Annotated in this window: 17 protein-coding genes; all 17 read left to right on the plus strand. The window is 63.3% G+C overall.

Annotated elements, in window-relative coordinates:
• Positions 1–42 precede the first annotated feature (42 nt).
• The 17 genes from nifE to AC6IW9_RS09615 all read left to right on the plus strand — a co-directional run bounded on the left by nifE (position 43) and on the right by AC6IW9_RS09615 (position 13,931).
• Positions 43–1,713 carry a nitrogenase iron-molybdenum cofactor biosynthesis protein NifE gene (nifE, locus tag AC6IW9_RS09535; RefSeq protein ID WP_497771907.1) on the plus strand — a complete coding sequence of 557 codons (1,671 nt, stop codon included), beginning with the start codon at positions 43–45 and terminating at the stop codon, positions 1,711–1,713.
• A gap of 9 nt (positions 1,714–1,722) precedes the next feature.
• Positions 1,723–3,120, plus strand: a complete 1,398-nt coding sequence (gene nifN / locus AC6IW9_RS09540) for a nitrogenase iron-molybdenum cofactor biosynthesis protein NifN (protein ID WP_497771909.1) — start codon at positions 1,723–1,725, stop codon at positions 3,118–3,120.
• Between the two features lie 17 nt (positions 3,121–3,137).
• A complete protein-coding gene (gene nifX, locus AC6IW9_RS09545; protein WP_497771912.1) occupies positions 3,138–3,548 on the plus strand; it encodes a nitrogen fixation protein NifX in 411 nt (136 codons plus the stop codon).
• Positions 3,541–4,008 (plus strand): NifX-associated nitrogen fixation protein, encoded by a 468-nt coding sequence (locus tag AC6IW9_RS09550; protein ID WP_497771914.1) that lies wholly within the window; start codon positions 3,541–3,543, stop codon positions 4,006–4,008. Before nifX ends, AC6IW9_RS09550 begins: the two co-directional genes overlap by 8 nt.
• Before the next feature lie 19 nt (positions 4,009–4,027).
• Positions 4,028–4,228: a CCE_0567 family metalloprotein gene (locus AC6IW9_RS09555; RefSeq protein WP_497771917.1), complete on the plus strand. Its 201-nt coding sequence runs from the start codon at positions 4,028–4,030 to the stop codon at positions 4,226–4,228.
• Positions 4,228–4,545: a ferredoxin III, nif-specific gene (gene fdxB / locus AC6IW9_RS09560; protein ID WP_497771919.1), complete on the plus strand. Its 318-nt coding sequence runs from the start codon at positions 4,228–4,230 to the stop codon at positions 4,543–4,545. The genes AC6IW9_RS09555 and fdxB overlap by 1 nt, the downstream gene beginning before the upstream one ends.
• A gap of 5 nt (positions 4,546–4,550) precedes the next feature.
• Positions 4,551–5,228, plus strand: a complete 678-nt coding sequence (locus AC6IW9_RS09565; protein WP_497771922.1) for a nitrogen fixation protein NifQ — start codon at positions 4,551–4,553, stop codon at positions 5,226–5,228.
• Between the two features lie 219 nt (positions 5,229–5,447).
• Positions 5,448–5,768 carry a HesB/IscA family protein gene (locus tag AC6IW9_RS09570; RefSeq protein ID WP_497771924.1) on the plus strand — a complete coding sequence of 107 codons (321 nt, stop codon included), beginning with the start codon at positions 5,448–5,450 and terminating at the stop codon, positions 5,766–5,768.
• 23 nt (positions 5,769–5,791) lie between these two features.
• On the plus strand, positions 5,792–6,817 hold the full coding sequence (gene nifU / locus AC6IW9_RS09575) for a Fe-S cluster assembly protein NifU (protein WP_497771927.1): 1,026 nt from the start codon (positions 5,792–5,794) through the stop codon (positions 6,815–6,817).
• 10 nt (positions 6,818–6,827) lie between these two features.
• Positions 6,828–8,027 (plus strand): cysteine desulfurase NifS, encoded by a 1,200-nt coding sequence (nifS, locus tag AC6IW9_RS09580; protein WP_497771930.1) that lies wholly within the window; start codon positions 6,828–6,830, stop codon positions 8,025–8,027.
• Positions 8,028–8,042: 15 nt separating this feature from the next.
• The gene (nifV, locus tag AC6IW9_RS09585; RefSeq protein ID WP_497771933.1) at positions 8,043–9,215 is read left to right on the plus strand and encodes a homocitrate synthase; all 1,173 of its coding nucleotides are present in this window, start codon (positions 8,043–8,045) and stop codon (positions 9,213–9,215) included.
• Entirely contained in the window at positions 9,212–9,955 is a 744-nt protein-coding gene (gene cysE / locus AC6IW9_RS09590) for a serine O-acetyltransferase (RefSeq protein WP_497771935.1), read from the plus strand. The genes nifV and cysE overlap by 4 nt, the downstream gene beginning before the upstream one ends.
• Positions 9,952–10,287 carry a nitrogenase stabilizing/protective protein NifW gene (gene nifW, locus AC6IW9_RS09595; protein WP_497771938.1) on the plus strand — a complete coding sequence of 112 codons (336 nt, stop codon included), beginning with the start codon at positions 9,952–9,954 and terminating at the stop codon, positions 10,285–10,287. The genes cysE and nifW overlap by 4 nt, the downstream gene beginning before the upstream one ends.
• Before the next feature lie 40 nt (positions 10,288–10,327).
• Positions 10,328–11,179, plus strand: a complete 852-nt coding sequence (locus tag AC6IW9_RS09600; protein WP_497771940.1) for an electron transfer flavoprotein subunit beta/FixA family protein — start codon at positions 10,328–10,330, stop codon at positions 11,177–11,179.
• 13 nt (positions 11,180–11,192) lie between these two features.
• Positions 11,193–12,299 (plus strand): electron transfer flavoprotein subunit alpha/FixB family protein, encoded by a 1,107-nt coding sequence (locus AC6IW9_RS09605; protein ID WP_497771942.1) that lies wholly within the window; start codon positions 11,193–11,195, stop codon positions 12,297–12,299.
• Between the two features lie 16 nt (positions 12,300–12,315).
• Entirely contained in the window at positions 12,316–13,623 is a 1,308-nt protein-coding gene (locus AC6IW9_RS09610) for an FAD-dependent oxidoreductase (protein ID WP_497771945.1), read from the plus strand.
• Between the two features lie 14 nt (positions 13,624–13,637).
• Entirely contained in the window at positions 13,638–13,931 is a 294-nt protein-coding gene (locus tag AC6IW9_RS09615) for a ferredoxin family protein (protein WP_497771947.1), read from the plus strand.
• The last annotated feature ends 48 nt before the right edge of the window (positions 13,932–13,979 follow it).

Below are 13,979 nucleotides of genomic sequence, written 5' to 3' on the forward strand. Positions count from 1 at the left end.
TGCGCAAGTGTGGGAGGCGATGGCCTTCGCAGGAGGTGCGAAATGAGCTCTGTCGCCGCCAAGATTCAGGATGTCTTCAACGAGCCGGGATGCGATAAGAACAAGGGCAAATCCGAAAAGGAACGCAAGAAGGGTTGCACGAAGCAATTGGCGCCGGGCGCCGCGGCGGGCGGCTGCGCTTTCGACGGAGCCAAGATCGCTCTCCAACCCATTACCGACGTCGCGCATCTCGTTCACGGACCGATCGCCTGCGAAGGCAACTCCTGGGACAATCGCGGGGCCAAGACCTCCGGCTCGAGCCTCTATCGCACCGGCTTCACCACTGATATTTCCGAAACCGACGTGGTGTTCGGCGGCGAGAAGCGCCTCTACAAGTCGATCAAGGAAATCATCGACAAATATGATCCGCCGGCCGTGTTCGTCTACCAGACCTGCGTGCCCGCGATGATCGGCGACGACATCGACGCCGTCTGCAAGGCCGCCAGCAAGAAATTCGACAAGCCGGTCATTCCGATCAATTCGCCAGGATTCGTCGGCCCGAAAAACCTCGGCAACAAGCTCGCGGGCGAGGCGATCCTCGATCATGTGATCGGGACGCAGGAGCCGGACTATACGACGCCTTATGACATCAACATTATCGGCGAATATAATCTCGCCGGGGAACTGTGGCAGGTGAAGCCGCTGCTCGACGAGCTCGGAATTCGCATTCTCGCCTGTATTTCCGGCGACGCGAAATATAGCGAGGTGGCGTCCTCGCATCGCGCCAAGGCGGCGATGATGGTCTGCTCCAAGGCGATGATCAATGTCGCCCGCAAGATGGAGGAGCGCTACGACATTCCATTCTTCGAGGGATCCTTCTACGGCATCGGCGACATGAGCGACAGTTTGCGCGAGATCGCTCGCCTGCTCGTCGAGCGTGGCGCGCCCGTCGAGCTGAAGGATCGGACCGAGGCGGTCATCGCGCGTGAAGAGGCGCGCGCCTGGGCGCGCATCGCGCCCTACCGCGAGCGTCTTCTCGGCAAGAAGGTGTTGCTGATTACCGGCGGGGTGAAATCCTGGTCGGTGGTCGCCGCTCTGCAAGAAGCCGGCATGGAGCTCGTCGGCACCAGCGTGAAGAAGTCCACCAAGGAGGACAAGGAGCGCATCAAGGAGTTGATGGGGCAGGACGCCCACATGATCGACGATATGACGCCGCGCGAAATGTTCAAAATGCTCAGGGACGCGCAGGCGGACATCATGCTCTCGGGCGGCCGTTCTCAGTTCATCGCGCTCAAGGCGAAAATGCCATGGCTCGACATCAATCAAGAGCGCCATCACGCTTATGCCGGCTATGAGGGAATGGTCGAGCTCGTCCATGAAATAGACAAAGCGCTCCACAATCCTGTGTGGGAGCAGGTTCGTCGTCCGCCGCCATGGCAGGAGAAAAGCTGGGAGGAGCGGGCCAACGAGGCGATTGCGGCCGAAGCCGCCGCTCTCGCGGCCGATCCGGTCAAGGCCGAGGCTGTCCGTCGCGAGAAGCGCGTGTGCAAATGCCATAATGTGAATGTGGGGCAGCTCGAAGACGCGATCCGCGACGGCAAGCTCGCCAGCGTCGATACGATCGGTGAAACGACGCACGCTGGAACGGGTTGCGGCGGATGCAGAGGAACGCTCGAGACGATGCTCGAGGCGTCGAATGCGAGTGGCGCGGTTCCTGCTTCCCTCGCGGCGTGAGGCAACGCCATGGCGAAAGTCGAAATCACGAAAAAGGCGTGCGCGGTCAATCCGCTCAAGATGAGCCAGCCGATCGGCGGCGCGCTCGCCTTCATGGGCGTGCAGAGCTGCATGCCGCTGCTGCACGGATCTCAGGGCTGCACATCATTTGGGCTGGTGCTGTTCGTGCGTCACTTCAAAGAGGCCATCCCGCTGCAGACGACGGCGATGAGCGAAGTGGCGACGGTCCTCGGCGGCTTGGAGAATGTCGAAGAGGCGATCGTCAACATCGCCAAGCGCGCGAAGCCCAAAGTGATCGGCATTTGCTCGACCGGCGTCACCGAAACGAAGGGCGATGACGTCGATGGCTATATCCAGCTGATCCGGCAGCGCCATCCGGAGCTGGATCACATGGGCATCGTCTATGTGTCCACGCCCGACTTCAAGGACGCATTCCAGGACGGTTGGGAGAAGGCGGTCGCCAAGCTGATCGAAGTTTTCGTTCCTGAGAACAAGACCCCGCCGCAACGCGCGCCGCAACGGGTCAATGTTCTGCCCGGATGCCATATGACGCCCGGCGACATCGACGAGCTGCGCGACATCATCGAGAGTTTTGGGCTGGAGCCAGCGTTTCTGCCGGATCTTTCGGGCTCTCTGGACGGTCACCTGCCGGAGGATTTCACGCCGACGACGCTCGGCGGAACGTCGCGCGAGACAATGGCTGCGATGGGTTCGGCCGCCTGGACGATTGCGGTGGGCGAGCAGATGCGGCTCGCCGCGACAACTTTGGAAAAACGCGCCGGCGTGCCTTTCGTTTTGTTCGAACGTTTGACCGGGCTCGCGCCCAACGACGAGATGATGGCCTTCTTGTCGCGGATCAGCGGGCGGCCCGTGCCGCTGAAGCTGAAGCGGCAGAGAGGCCAGCTCGTCGACGCGATGCTCGATGGGCATTTCCATTTCGGCGGCAAGCACGTCGCTATCGGCGCGGAGCCGGATCTCCTCTTTGCGATCGGGTCCTGGCTGACCGAGATGGGGGCGCATCTTCAGGCGGCGGTGACCACGACGCAGTCGCCCTTGCTCGAGAGGCTGGCGATCGACGAGGTGCTGATCGGCGATCTCGAGGATTTGGAAATGCGGGCAAAGGGCGCCGATCTGCTGATGACGCATTCGCACGGCCGTCAGGCGTCGGAACGGCTCGGCGTTCCGCTGTTCCGTCTCGGCCTGCCGAATTTCGACCGACTGGGCGCCGGCCATGAGCTGACCGTCGGCTATCGCGGCACACGCAATCTGATCTTCACCGTCGGCAACATGTTCATCGCCCAGGCGCATGAACCGAACCCAGACACCTGGCGTCAGACCGACGAACACATCCATCATTTCGGCGGCGCCGCGGAGCAAGAGCTCGTGCAGCTGACGCCGATGGCCTGACCAGCGAGGAGGGCAGCATGAAAGTCGCATTCGCCACGCAGGACCTCGAACGGGTCGACGCCCATTTCGGCTGGGCCAAGAACATCGCGATCTACGATCTCACGGCCGACGGCTACTCGTTCCTTAAATCCATCCAGTTCACCGGCGATCTGCAGGAGGACGGAAACGAAGACAAGCTGCAGCCCAAGCTCGAGGCGATCAAGGATTGCGCGATCCTCTATGTCGCTGCGATCGGGGGCTCCGGCGCCGCGCGCGTCGTAGCGCAAGGCATTCATCCGATGAAAGTTCCGCAGCCCGAAAGCATCACCGATCTTTTGGAGAAGCTCAAAGTCGTGCTGCAAGGCGCGCCGCCGCCTTGGCTGCGCAAAGTGATGACGAAGGGCAAGGAGAGGTCCTTCGACTTCGAGGAAGAGGCTGCAAATGGCTGAGATCGAGACGATCACCGCGACGGACGCTGAAAACTCCGTCTTCATCAAAGAGCTCATCAAGCAGTGGCGCGCGCAGGACACGCACGGCACGTGGGACAACAAGAAGGATCTCGATCTTCTCAAGCCCTATATCGTCGACAAGGAGGCCCGCAAGCAGATCCCGATCATCGGCGATCCCGATCCGGAGACGCTCTGGCGCATCGAGCTGTTCTACAGCGCGGTCGGCCTCGCGATCGAGCGCGCCTCCGGCGTCATGGTGCAGCCGATGATGAAAATGAGCCATGAAGGATTCGGACGTCAGGTGCTCATCGCGGGACGACTGATCGTCGTCAATAAGCAATTGCGGGACGTCCATCGTTTCGGTTTCGAGACGCTGGAGAAGCTCGCCGAGGAAGGAACCAAGCTCGTCAACGCCGGGGTCGAGATGATCGAGAAATTCCCGGAAGTGGCGCGCTACTGAGACGGAAAGGGACGAAACGATGAGCTCCGTCGAAGAGCTGAAGGCCGAGATCAAGAAGCTCTCCGCCAAAGCCACGAATATGAAGATGAACCTGCACGACCTCTCCGAGGAACTGCCGGTCAATTGGACGAAAATCATGGAGATCGCGCAGGACACGCACGACGCCTATGCGGCGCTGGAGGCGGCCCGGCAGAAGCTCAAGGAATTGGAGACGGCGTGATGGGGGCTTTCAAAACGAGGGGCGGCGCCGATTGGACGCCGTCCTATCTGACGGATATCAATCCGGCCACTTGCATCGGCTGCGGGCGTTGCTTCAAAGTCTGCCCGCAGAACGTCATGGCGCTCTACGGCGTGGACGCGGAAGGGACGATCCTCGGCATCGTGACCGACGACGACGACGATGATTTCGACGGCGAGCTCAACCGCAAGATCATGAAGGTGGAGCGCGAGCAGGACTGCATCGGCTGCTCGGCGTGCGCGAAAGTCTGTCCAAAAGACTGTCAGACGCACGTTCCGGTCGATCAGCTGGTCGCCTGACGACAATGGCCTTCCTCTCCGAAGATCGGCGTTCGGAGAGCGGCGTCGCCCCACCGGCGACCGACGCAGCCGAAATTTATTCGAGGCTGCGCGCACGCCCCGGCGAAAGGGAAGCGCGCGACCCTTTCACCGGGCATGTCTTCGCTTGCGCGCTCGCGATCTGCTTGTCGGAGACTTTGGAGCAGGGCAAGGATTTGGGGCCGGCGCTCGGTTTGGGCCGGAGCGACCTGCATCGTCTCGTGCGCGCCTGGGCGCCGGAAGCGGAGCGATATATCGAGTTCGACGCCGAGCCGGAGACCGTGACGTTCGACGAGGAAGAAGATCAGATTCGCGAATTGCTCGAGCGCTATAAAGGTGATTCTTCCGATGAGACCCGCTGGATCGCCGCGATCGTCACCAAACGCGCCATGTCGCCGAGGCATTTGTGGCAGGATCTCGGGCTTTGCGCGCGCGACGAACTCGGACGGCTCATGGGTCAGCGCTTTCCGGGCTTGGCGGCGCGCAACTTCAACCACATGAAATGGAAGAAGTTTTTCTATCGGTCCTTGTGTGAGCTCGAAGGTTTCGTGCTCTGTTCCTCGCCGACCTGCCGCGAGTGCGGCGATTTCAATGATTGCTTCGGCGACGAGAGCGGCGAGAGCGCCCTCGCGCGGCTCGGCCATCCCGGCCCCCGCGATCACTGAAAGCCCAGCGATCCTCCCCCTCCGGTCCTTTCGCCGCCTGTCTCAAGATCGAATGCAGTGACCTTTTTCGCTGCTGTTGGCCAATCTTGTACGATCTCGGACAATGTGGGTTAGCGGACAGCTTCCGCGGCGTGGAATCACCTGATTCTGAAAGTCGGGCCGGCTTGGCATAGCGGTTGCTAAAACACCGAGGGACATTTCCGCAAAGGGGTTCAACAGATGATCGAGCTCACAGACAGCGCCTTGAATGCGGTGCGTTCGGCCATTGCGGGCGCCGGCCAGGAGGTCGAGGGCCTCCGCATAATGGTCGAGGCCGGGGGCTGCGCGGGGTTCAAATATATGATGGGTCTCGTCAACGAGACCAATCCGGCCGATCACGTGTTCGAGCGCGATGGCGTCAAGGTCTTCGTGGAAGAGGGCTCGCTCGCCTACCTCGACGGCACCAAGGTCGATTTCGTCAACGGCCTCGAGGGATCCGGTTTCACCTTCGATAATCCGCAGGCCAAGTCGAGCTGCTCCTGCGGCAAGTCGTTCGGCTGACGCGGTCGAGGAGGGGCGCGGCGATGTGGGGATATTCGGACAAGGTCAAGGAGCATTTCTTCAACCCGAAGAATGCGGGCGTCCTCGAAACGGCCAATGCGGTCGGCGAGGTCGGCGCGCTCGCTTGCGGCGACGCGCTGAAGCTCATGCTCCATATCGACCCGGTCACCGAGATTATTCTCGACGCGCGCTTCCAGGCCTATGGATGCGGGTCGGCCATCGCCTCCTCTTCCGCGCTGACGGAACTCGTCATCGGCAGGACCGTGCAGCAAGCCGCCGCCATCACAAATCGCGATATCGCCGAGTTTCTCGACGGCCTGCCGCCGGAGAAGATGCATTGCGCGGTGATGGGCTACGAAGCGCTGCAATCGGCGATCGCCCATTTCCGCGGCGAATCGCGGACATATGATTTCGAAGAAGGCGCGCTGGTGTGTCGCTGCCACGGCGTCGACGAAAAAACGGTCGAGAGCGCGATTCGCGCGCATCAGCTCACATCCGTCGAACAGGTGACGGCGCGCACGATGGCCGGCTCCGGCTGCACGACCTGCTACGAGCGCATCGAGGACATTCTGGTGCGCGTGACCGCCGAAGGGCTGCGCGCGAAAGAGGAGGCGCGGATCGCCGCCGAGGCCGCCGCGGCGAAATCCAAGGCGGCCGCGCCCGGGACCGTCACCCTGTTGGCGGCTCGCCCGCGTCCGAGCGCGCCGCCGCGGCCCGAGACGCCGCGTTCCGCGCTCGTCGCCGTGGAAACGTCGCCCCTGACGCCTGCGTCGCCGCTGCCGCCACCTTCGGCGGGCATGACCAATCTCAGAAAAATTCGCCTCATCGAAGAGACGATCGAGGATCTTCGCGTCTATCTGCGCAAGGATGGCGGCGACTGTGAGCTGATCGACGTCGACGGCTCCAATGTCCTCGTCAGCCTCACCGGCGCCTGCGTCGGCTGTCAGATGGCCAGCGTCACGGTTTCCGGCATTCAAGAGCGGCTCATCGCCAAGCTCGGCGTTCCCGTGCGGGTCATCCCCGTCGGGCGCAGCGGCCACGGACATTGAGGAGCGCGACATGACCGCGATCTATCTCGACAACAATGCCACGACTCGGACCGATCCGGCCGTCGTCGAAGCCATGCTGCCGTATTTTACAGAGCATTTCGGCAATGCGTCCTCGGCGCATTCCTTCGGCGCGAGCATCGGCGAGGCGGTGAAGGCCGCGCGCCAGAAGCTGCAGGCGCTGCTCGGCGCGGCGCATGACCACGAGATCATCTACACCTCGGGCGGCACGGAAAGCGACAATGCGGCGATCCTCTCCGCGCTCGAGGCGACGCCGGACCGCAATGAAATCGTCACCAGCAAGGTGGAGCATCCCGCGATCCTGTCGCTCTGCGAGCATCTCGAGAAGACCGGCCGGGCGAAAGTCCATTTCATCGGCGTCGACAGGGTGGGGCAGCTCGATATCGATGCCTATCGCGCGGCGCTTTCGGACAAAGTGGCGATCGTCTCGCTGATGTGGGCGAATAACGAGACCGGGACGATCTTTCCGATCGAAGGGCTCGCGGAGCTCGCCAAGCAGCATGGCGCCTTGTTCCACACCGACGCCGTTCAGGCGGCAGGCAAGACGCCGATCGTGCTGAAGGACAGCGTGATCGACATGCTGTCGCTCTCCGGACACAAGCTGCACGGGCCGAAAGGAATCGGCGCGCTCTATGTGCGGAAGGGCGTGCGCTTCAAGCCGCTCATCCGCGGCGGTCATCAGGAGCGGGCGCGGCGCGGCGGCACGGAGAATGTTCCGGCCATCATCGGTCTCGGCAAGGCCGCCGAGCTCGCCCTGCAGCATATGGCGGACGAGCAGGGGCGAGTGAAGGAGATGCGCGACCGTCTCGAGAAGGCGGTGCTGCAGCGGGTGCCCAATTGCATCGTCAACGGCGATCGCAACGACCGGCTGCCCAATACGCTGAACCTCGCCTTCGAATATGTGGAGAGCGAAGCGATCCTGCTGCATCTCGATCGCTCGGGAGTGGCGGCGTCTTCCGGCTCCGCCTGCACCTCGGGCTCGATGGAGCCGAGCCATGTGCTCAAAGCCATGGAGGTGCCCGAGGCTGCGCTGCATGGCGCGGTGCGCTTTTCCTTTTCGCGCGACAACGTCGCGAGCGACGTCGATCGCGTGATCGAAGCGCTGCCGCCGATCGTCGAGAAGCTGCGCGAAATGTCGCCTTTCTGGGCGGATGCCGAGAAGAAGGCGAACGACAAACCCGTATTTGCGTGACAGGCCCGAATCCCCGTGAGCGAGCAGCCCCGCATCTTCATCAATGACACGACGCTTCGCGATGGCGAGCAGGCGCCGGGCGTTGCCTTCACGGCGGCGGAGAAGCTCGCGATCGCGCGCGCGCTCGCCGATGCGGGCGTCGACGAGATCGAGGCGGGCACGCCCGTCATGGGACGCGACGAGATCGAGGCGATCGGCGCGATCGCCGCGGCGGGGTTGTCGTGCCGCGTGATGGCCTGGTGCCGGCTCGACGAACGCGATGTCGATGCGGCGCTCGCCGCCAATGTCGCGCATGTGAATATTTCTTCGCCCATGTCGCGGCTGCAGATCGGCGTGAAGCTCTCGACCGACGTCGAGGGCGCGGCGGAGCGGGTCGAACGCGTCGTGTCTTACGCTCGCGGCAAGGGATTGAGCGTCGCGCTCGGGGGCGAGGATTCCTCGCGCGCCGATCCGCGCGATATCGGCCGAATCGCATGTGCGGCGGCGAAGGCCGGCGCGACGCGTTTTCGCTACGCCGACACGCTCGGCATTCTCGATCCCTTCACGACCTATGAATCGATCAAGCGCGTGCGCGAGGAGACCGATCTGCCGATCGAGTTCCACGGCCATGACGATGTCGGCCTCGCGACGGCCAATACGCTCGCCGCGGTGCGCGGCGGCGCGACGCACGCTTCGGTCACAGTGCTCGGCCTCGGCGAGCGCGCGGGCAACGCCGCGCTCGAGGAGGTGGCTGTGGCGCTCGGCCATGTCGCGCACGGCTGTACGAGCGTCGATCTGAAGCGCCTTCAGGGCCTCGCAAAGCTCGTCGCGCACGCGGCGCGCCGCAAGATCGGGCGCAACAAGGCCATTGTCGGCACCGACATCTTCACCCACGAGTCCGGCATTCATGTCGCCGCGCTGATGAAAGACGTGCGCACCTATCAGGGGCTCGACCCGGCGCGCCTCGGCCGGCGGCATCGCATCGTCATCGCGAAACATTCCGGCATGAGCGCGATCCAGAAGAAATGCGACGAGATCGGCGTCGATCTCGATCGCGAGACCGCCGCGCGCGTGCTCGATCACGTGAAGAGCAGAGCGCTCGCCCAGAAGGGGCCGGTCAAGCGCGGCGAGTTCATTCGCCTCGTCGACCGCGCGCTGGAGGAAGTCGCGGCGCATCATGCGGCGCAGACCGCCGGGAGCCCGTCATGAGCGAGCTGTCGATCGCCGCCTCGCCTCGCCTCGCCTCGACGAAAGGGCTCATGTCGCTCATTCGGGAAGACGTCGCCTGCGTGCCCCAGCGCGATCCCGCCGCTCGCAGCACGCTCGAAGTCGTGCTGTTCTATCCCGGCGTCCATGCGCTCATCTGGCATCGCGTCGCCCATCGCCTCTGGCGCGCCGGCCGTAAATTCTCCGCGCGTGGTTTGTCCTGGTTCGCGCGTCTCGTCACCAATATCGACATTCATCCCGGCGCCACGATCGGTGAGCGTTTCTTCATCGATCACGGCGCGGGGGTGGTGATCGGCGAGACCGCCGTCATCCGCGACGATGTGACCATGTATCACGGCGTCACTCTGGGCGGCACGTCCTGGTCGCCGGGCAAGCGCCATCCGACGGTCGAGGACGGCGTGCTGATCGGCGCCGGCGCGAAAATACTCGGGCCGATCACAGTGGGCCCGCGCGCGCGGATCGGGGCCAATTCGGTGGTCATCGAGGATGTGCCGCCGGAAATGACCGTCGTCGGCATTCCCGGGCGCATCGTGCGCGAGCAGCGACGGCGCTCCGGCGTCGACGGCCGCATCGATCTCGAGCATCATCTCATTCCCGATCCGGTCGGAGACGCGATCTCGGTGCTCATCGACCGCATCGATTTTCTCGAGGCGCGGTTCGCGCATCTGCAGCAGCGTCGCAACGACGCCGTCCATCGTCCATCCGGAGACAGCACGCCATGAGCATTCTCGACGATCTGCGCAAATTGTCCTCGGCCGAGGAGTTTTTCGATACGCTCGGCGTCGAATACGACCCCGCCGTCGTGCGCTTCGCGCGGCTGCATATTCTGCGGCGCATGGGCGAATATCTGCACAAGGCCGCGCCCGAGGGCGCCGACGACGCCGAGGTGCGCGAAGCCTGTCGCGTCTTCCTCACGCAGGCCTATCAGGATTTCCTCGTTTCCACGCCGATCGAGCAGCGCCTCTTCAAGGTGCACAAGGATGCGGTGAAGCCCGTCGAGGAGCCGAAGAAGCCATTCGTCCCGCTCGGCAACCTCACGGTGTCGAACGGATGATGATTGCGAAAGCGCGTCGGGATCGCGAAAGGATCGACCCATGAAGATACTCGTCTGCATCAAGCAAGTTCCCGACAGCGCTCAGATACGCGTGCATCCCGTCACCAACACGATCATGCGGCAGGGCGTGCCGACGATCATCAATCCTTATGATCTGTTCTCGCTCGAGGAGGCGCTGAAGCTGCGCGACAAGTTCGGCGGCGAGGTCACTGTGCTGACCATGGGTCCGCCCATGGCGGAGGCGGCGCTGCGCAAGACGCTGGCGATCGGCGCCGATCGCGCGATTCTGCTCACCGACCGTTTCTTCGCCGGCGCCGACACTTTGGCGACGACCTATGCGCTCGCCCAGGCGATCAAGAAGATTCAGAAGACCTGGGGCGATCTCGATCTCGTCTTCACCGGCAAGCAGACGATCGACGGGGATACGGCGCAGGTCGGCCCGGGCGTCGCCAAGCGCCTCGATCTCTTGCAGCTCACCTATGTGTCCAAGATCGTCGACGCCGATGCGGAGAAGCGCGAGGTCGTCATCGAGCGGCGCGCCGAAGGCGGCACGCAGGTGCTGAAGACCAAAATGCCCTGTCTCATCGCCATGCTCGAGGGCACCAACGAGGTGCGGCGCGGCTCGATCTCCGATTCGTTACGCGCCGCGCGCGCTGAGATCATCACCTGGAGCGCCAAGGACGCCGAGATCGAAGACCTTTCGAAGTGCGGACTGAAGGGCTCGCCGACGATCGTCAAGAAAGTGTTCGCGCCGCAGCCGCGCACGGAGCGCGCCGCTTTCGTCGAGCCCGGCAAGACCGCCGGCGAGTCGGCGGATGCGATTCTCGAGGCGATCTTCGAGCGCCATCCGGCGCTCGAGGAAGACATGACGAAATTGGCCAGTGGGTTCTAAAGGAGAAGCGAAAATGTCCGACAAGCCCGCCCCCGCCGCGCCGCCGCCGAGCCGCGCCAGCGCGAAGAAGGAGCTCCCGGAGCATTTCCGCGGCTATAAGCATGTGTGGGTGTTCGTCGAGCTCGAGCGCGGCGTCGTTCATCCGGTCTCCTGGGAATTGCTCGGCGCCGGCCGCAAGCTCGCCGATCAGCTGAAGGTGGACCTCGCCGCCGTGGTGCTGGGCGCGCCCGGAGACGCGACGCGCAACGCCGTGAAGGAATCCTTCTACTACGGGGCCGATCTCGCTTATCTCGTCGAGGATCCGATTCTCGGCGATTATCGCAACGAGCCTTTCTCCAAAGCGGTCACGCAGATCGTCAACACGCACAAGCCGGAGATTCTGCTGCTCGGCGCGACGACGCTCGGCCGCGACCTCGCCGGCTCCGTCGCGACGACTCTGCTCACCGGCCTCACTGCGGATTGCACCGAGCTCGCGGTCGACGCCGACGGATCGCTCGCCGCGACGCGTCCGACTTTCGGCGGCTCTCTGCTCTGCACGATCTATACGCTGAACTATCGTCCGCAGATGGCGACGGTGCGTCCGCGTCAGATGCCGACGCCGCCGCGCGACGAGACGCGCACGGGCCGGGTGATCGAGTTCAAGGCCGATCTCGACGAGGACAAGATCATCACCAAGCTGCTGAAGTTCATCCCCGACCGCGAGTCCGCGAAAAGCAATCTGGCCTTCGCCGACGTCGTCGTCGCCGGCGGACTCGGCCTGCAGAGCGCGGAGAATTATCAGCTCGTGCGCAATCTCGCCTCCGTGCTCGGCGCCGAGTTCGGCGGCTCGCGTCCGCTCGTGCAGAAGGGCTGGATCACTTCCGATCGTCAGATCGGCCAGACCGGCAAGACGATCCGTCCCAAGCTCTATATCGCCGCCGGCATTTCCGGCGCGATCCAGCATCGCGTCGGAGTCGAAGGCGCCGATTGCATCGTCGCGATCAACACCGACAAGAATGCGCCGATCTTCGATTTCGCGCATATCGGCATCGTGACCGACGCCATTCGCCTGCTGCCCGCGCTGACCGAAGCCTTCCGCAAGCGGCTGTCGCCCGAGAGCGCCGACCGGCTCGCCGGTTGAACCCGAGGAGATTGACATGATCGAAGAAAAATTCGACGCGATCGTCATCGGGGCCGGCATGGCGGGAAATGCGGCGGCCTATACGATGGCGTCGCGCGGCATGAATGTGCTGCAGCTCGAGCGCGGCGAGTATCCGGGTTCGAAGAATGTGCAGGGCGGCATCCTCTATGCCGAGATGCTGGAGAAGATCATTCCGGACTTCCGCGAGGAGGCGCCGCTCGAGCGGCATCTCATCGAGCAGCGCTTCTGGATGATGACGGACCGCTCGCATACGGGCATGCATTATCGTTCGGACGATTTCAACGAGGAGCGTCCGAATCGCTACACCATCATCCGCTCGCAATTCGACCGCTGGTTCAACAAGCAGGTGCAGGCGAAGGGCGCCATCGTCATCAGCGAGACGACGGTCACCGAACTCGTCAGCGACGCCTATGGCAAGGTCATCGGCGTGCGCACCGACCGCAGCGGCGGCACGGTGTTCGCGGATGTCGTGGTTCTCGCGGAGGGCGTCAACGGCCTGCTCGGCGCGCGCGCCGGCCTGAGGCCCACTCCCAAGCCCGAGCATGTCGCGCTCGCGGTGAAGGAGATGCACTTCCTGCCGCGCGAGACGATCGAATCGCGCTTCAATCTGAATGGCGACGCAGGCGTCGTGATCGAAGCGGCCGGCACCATCTCCAAGGGGATGACCGGCATGGGTTTCGTCTACACGAACAAAGAGAGCATTTCTGTCGGTATGGGATGTCTCGTATCGGATTTCGCCGAAAACGAGGAGACGCCCTATGGCATGCTCGAGGCGTTCAAGAAGCATCCGTCGATCGCGCCTTTGATCGAAGGCTCGGAAGTGAAGGAATATGCCGCGCATCTCATTCCCGAAGGCGGCTACAAGACGATTCCGGAGCTGTTCGGCGACGGCTGGGTCGTCGTCGGCGACGCGGCGCAGCTCAATAACGCCATCCATCGGGAAGGCTCGAATCTTGCTATGACCTCCGGGCGGCTCGCCGGAGAGGCGATCTTTCAGGTGAAGTCGCGCAAGGATCCGATGACGAAGCAGAATCTGGCCCTCTACAAGAAGTTCCTCGACGACAGCTTCGTCATGAAGGATTTGAAGAAATACAAGGACATGCCGGCGCTGCTGCATACGCAGGCGCAGAACTTCTTCCTCGACTATCCGACGCTGGTGTCGAAGGCGATGGAGAATTTCCTGCGGGTCGACGGAACGCCGAAGATCGAGAAGGAAAAGGCGTCGGTCCGAGCCTTCCGCGAGAAGCGCTCGCTGACGGGATTGGTCGGAGATGCATGGCGCTTGGCCCGCGCTTGGCGCTGAGAGGAGGATTTGCGATGTCGACGCAAGTTGCGCGAGTCGAGGAGAAGCTGTTCCAGAACCGCTATCTCGTCGACCAGGGAAAGCCCCATATCGTCGTTCAACCGCACACGACGCCGTCCAAGAATCTCTTGGCGATGACCAAGATCTGTCCGGCCGGCTGCTACGAGCAGAATGCGTCCGGCCAGGTCGAGATCACGCCGGACGGATGTCTCGAATGCGGCACCTGCCGTGTTCTCTGCGAGCCGGCAGGCGATATCGTGTGGAATTATCCGCGCGGCGGCTATGGCGTGCTGTTCAAATTCGGTTGAGCGGCCCTGCTCGGAACCGTGGTGAAAACGACAGGCCGTCATTGCGAG

The organism is Methylosinus sp. shoA (genome assembly GCF_059718125.1).

Bases quoted from the DNA above. Each gene is read 5' to 3' on its own strand.
- nifX (WP_497771912.1), top strand. From the start codon at position 3,138: ATGAAAGTCGCATTCGCCACGCAGGACCTCGAACGGGTCGACGCCCAT.
- nifS (WP_497771930.1), top strand. From the start codon at position 6,828: ATGACCGCGATCTATCTCGACAACAATGCCACGACTCGGACCGATCCG.
- AC6IW9_RS09555 (WP_497771917.1), top strand. From the start codon at position 4,028: ATGAGCTCCGTCGAAGAGCTGAAGGCCGAGATCAAGAAGCTCTCCGCC.
- nifE (WP_497771907.1), top strand. From the start codon at position 43: ATGAGCTCTGTCGCCGCCAAGATTCAGGATGTCTTCAACGAGCCGGGA.
- AC6IW9_RS09610 (WP_497771945.1), top strand. From the start codon at position 12,316: ATGATCGAAGAAAAATTCGACGCGATCGTCATCGGGGCCGGCATGGCG.
- AC6IW9_RS09570 (WP_497771924.1), top strand. From the start codon at position 5,448: ATGATCGAGCTCACAGACAGCGCCTTGAATGCGGTGCGTTCGGCCATT.
- AC6IW9_RS09615 (WP_497771947.1), top strand. From the start codon at position 13,638: ATGTCGACGCAAGTTGCGCGAGTCGAGGAGAAGCTGTTCCAGAACCGC.
- AC6IW9_RS09605 (WP_497771942.1), top strand. From the start codon at position 11,193: ATGTCCGACAAGCCCGCCCCCGCCGCGCCGCCGCCGAGCCGCGCCAGC.
- nifU (WP_497771927.1), top strand. From the start codon at position 5,792: ATGTGGGGATATTCGGACAAGGTCAAGGAGCATTTCTTCAACCCGAAG.
- AC6IW9_RS09565 (WP_497771922.1), top strand. From the start codon at position 4,551: ATGGCCTTCCTCTCCGAAGATCGGCGTTCGGAGAGCGGCGTCGCCCCA.
- cysE (WP_497771935.1), top strand. From the start codon at position 9,212: ATGAGCGAGCTGTCGATCGCCGCCTCGCCTCGCCTCGCCTCGACGAAA.
- AC6IW9_RS09550 (WP_497771914.1), top strand. From the start codon at position 3,541: ATGGCTGAGATCGAGACGATCACCGCGACGGACGCTGAAAACTCCGTC.
- AC6IW9_RS09600 (WP_497771940.1), top strand. From the start codon at position 10,328: ATGAAGATACTCGTCTGCATCAAGCAAGTTCCCGACAGCGCTCAGATA.
- nifW (WP_497771938.1), top strand. From the start codon at position 9,952: ATGAGCATTCTCGACGATCTGCGCAAATTGTCCTCGGCCGAGGAGTTT.
- fdxB (WP_497771919.1), top strand. From the start codon at position 4,228: ATGGGGGCTTTCAAAACGAGGGGCGGCGCCGATTGGACGCCGTCCTAT.
- nifN (WP_497771909.1), top strand. From the start codon at position 1,723: ATGGCGAAAGTCGAAATCACGAAAAAGGCGTGCGCGGTCAATCCGCTC.